This window comes from Gemmiger formicilis (assembly GCF_024462815.1).
Lineage (GTDB): Bacteria > Bacillota > Clostridia > Oscillospirales > Ruminococcaceae > Gemmiger.
This window is the reverse complement of the sequence record NZ_JANGCG010000055.1, coordinates 1-450: the sequence shown is the minus strand read 5'-3', so window position 1 is coordinate 450 and position 450 is coordinate 1. Positions and strand designations below refer to the sequence as shown.

General features: G+C 48.0%; 1 rRNA gene. It reads left to right on the top strand.

Annotated elements, in window-relative coordinates:
• Positions 1-66: 66 nt before the first annotated feature.
• Positions 67-450 (top strand): 23S ribosomal RNA (locus tag NE623_RS14475); the annotation flags it as partial.

The following is a 450-nucleotide window of genomic DNA, read 5'->3' as shown; positions in this document are numbered from 1 at the left end:
AATGGTAAAATCTCGTTGGCAAATGGAGAATCTGAAATAAGATATGTTTATCGAGAGATAAACAACGGTCAAGCTACAAAGGGCGCAAGGAGAATGCCTTGGCACTGGGAGCCGATGAAAGACGTGGTAAGCTGCGATAAGCTTCGGGGAGGAGCAAACATCCTTTGATCCGGAGATTTCTGAATGAGGAAACTCAACGAAGCTCATACTTCGTTATCCTGCACTGAATCCATAGGTGCAGGAGGGGAACCGCCTGAACTGAAACATCTAAGTAGGGCGAGGAAGAGACATCAAACGAGATTCCGTTAGTAGTGGCGAGCGAACGCGGAAGAGGGCAAACCGGAAGGAGAAATCCTTCCGGGGTATGGACCGCTTTTAGGACTTAAGTTGCTAATCGAATGGCATGGGAAGGCCAACCAAAGAGTGTGAGAGTCACGTAGATGAAAGCGA